The organism is Pseudomonas lurida (genome assembly GCF_013522705.1).
Classification (GTDB): domain Bacteria; phylum Pseudomonadota; class Gammaproteobacteria; order Pseudomonadales; family Pseudomonadaceae; genus Aquipseudomonas; species Aquipseudomonas quebecensis.
Genome location: NZ_JAAMRE010000057.1, coordinates 1 through 2,322 on the forward strand (window position 1 = coordinate 1; position 2,322 = coordinate 2,322).

At 54.3% G+C, this 2,322-nt stretch carries 2 protein-coding genes; both read left to right on the top strand.

All coding sequences use genetic code 11. The features are described 5' to 3' along the window. Positions 1–1,869, top strand: a 1,869-nt coding sequence (locus G7025_RS26485; RefSeq protein ID WP_181081930.1) for an RHS repeat-associated core domain-containing protein, incomplete at its 5' end; no start/stop codon positions are given. A 3-nt stretch (positions 1,870–1,872) separates the two neighbouring features. Beyond that, entirely contained in the window at positions 1,873–2,280 is a 408-nt protein-coding gene (locus G7025_RS26490) for an Imm50 family immunity protein (RefSeq protein ID WP_181081931.1), read from the top strand. Positions 2,281–2,322 lie beyond the last annotated feature (42 nt).

Below are 2,322 nucleotides of genomic sequence, written 5' to 3' on the forward strand. Positions count from 1 at the left end.
CAACTCGACTACCACCCCAACGGCCTGATCCGGCAGGAAACCGGCTTCGACGGCCAACGCACCGCGTACACCTACGACCTCAACGGCCACCTGCAGGAAAAGACCGAACACGGCGACGACGGCAGTCAGCGCATTACCCGTTATGCGCGCGACCACGCCGGTCGCCTCGTACGAAAAACCCTGCCCGACGGCAACAAGGTCGATTACACCTACGACCGCCAAGGCAATCTCCTCAGCGTCGACGACGGCCACTGGGCGTTGGCCTACGAGTACGACCGCCAAAACCGCCTCACCGCCGAACACCAGGGCTGGGGCACCCTGCGCTATAGCTACGACGCCTGCGGCCAGCTCAAACATTTGCGCCTGCCGGACAACAACCGCGTGGTGTTCAACCACGACAAGGGCGGGCATCTCGCCACCGTCGAACTCAACGGCAAACCGCTGACCTCACACCTGTTCAGCAAAGGCCGCGAATATCAGCGCCAACAAGGCCAACTGCTCAGCCACTACCACTACGACGACCAGCAGCGCCTGCACGCCCACGCCGTCACCCATCAGACCCATCCGCTCTACCAGCGCCAATACGACTACGACCAAGCCGGCAACCTCACCCGCCTGCTCGACACCCGCAAAGGCGAACACCACTACCGCTACGACCCGCTCCAGCGCCTGACCCGCGCCGACCATTCCCACGACGTACAGGAACGTTTCGCCCACAACCCGGCCGGCAACCTGCTGATGCAAAACCGCCCCGGCCCCGACATCGTCGCCGGCAACCGCCTGATGATCCAGGGCGACCACCACTACACCTACGACGCCTTCGGCAACCTGATCCAGGAACGGCGTGGCAAGGGCCGGCAACTCGTCACGGAATACCGCTACGACTGCCAGCATCGGCTGATCGGCATCACCCAACCCAACGGCCAAACCGCCAGCTACCGCTACGACCCGTTTGGGCGGCGCATCAGCAAAACCGTGGACGGCATAACGACGGAGTTTTTCTGGCAAGGCGACAAGCTGATTGCCGAACACCAGGCCGACCGCCATCGCAGTTACCTCTACGAACCCGACAGCTTTCGGCCGTTGGCACTTTTAGAAGGCTTCGGCCCCAAAGAGACAAAACCCTACCACTACCAACTCGACCACCTCGGCACACCCCAGGAACTCACCACCCCCGAGGGCGATATCGCCTGGTCCGCCCACTACCGCGCCTACGGCGAAATCGCCCGCCTCGACGTAGGCAACCTCGACAACCCGCTGCGCTTCCAGGGCCAATACTTCGACAAAGAAAGCGGCCTGCACTACAACCGCCATCGCTACTACAATCCGGATATTGGTCGCTACCTGACGCCGGACCCGGTGAAGTTAGCGGGTGGGATCAATGCGTATCGGTATGTGCCTAATCCGACAGGGTGGGTTGATCCATTAGGACTGACCACTGATTGCCCTGGTTCAGGAAAGTACAAACCAGCCTGCGCCTTGCCCGCTGAACCGGATATACCTGATTTATCTCGTAAAGGGGCGTTTAGAGAAGCCAAAAGAGACGCCAATATACCGATGCTACAAAACCCTGATGTTATGACACACCCGAAGTCAGGAAGGACGACACAATACAAAATAGAAAAAATGACTGATCTGAATGATGACAATATTTTGGATGAAAACGGCAGGACCATTAATACAAGGGTTTATCAATTCACAAGGGCAGACGGCTCAAAGGTTCTTATCCAAGACCACTCCGCCGGTCATAAATTTGGCAGGGCGGACGGGAAAGGGGATCAGAAAGCGCACTTCAATTTACGGCCGTTAGAAAAGCCTCGGAACGGAAACGTACCTGGAGCCAAAGAACATTACAATTTTGAGGAGTAATCGATGAAGTACTGGAATGATTTAGATCAAAATATATTTTTTGAAAAAATCTTTAGCAAACCTGTAGAAATTGGCCAGATTGCTCTTTTTTCTATGCAAATAGAAAATGATCGTCCTTCTGTGGGACTGGGATTCGACATACCGGAATTTCCTGACACCTTGCCAAAAAAATGGGAGGGCAAAGGCTACAACACTTGCAGAATGGGCATCGACTGTCATGGCATTCAAGACTTGATCATAAAAAATATTCCTGTTCGGGAAGTATTTTTTGTCAAAATCACCAAGGAAAATAACCAGTTCTATTTTCAGGCGACTAACAAGAACGCTTTAATTGAATTCAAAGCTAAATTCATCACACTCGTGGACCCAAATGTTTACATAAACGGGCCCGATGATTATTTTTTTAGATAGTAATAACTTTTTAATACGTGCCCCCTATGCCCCCCATAGCCA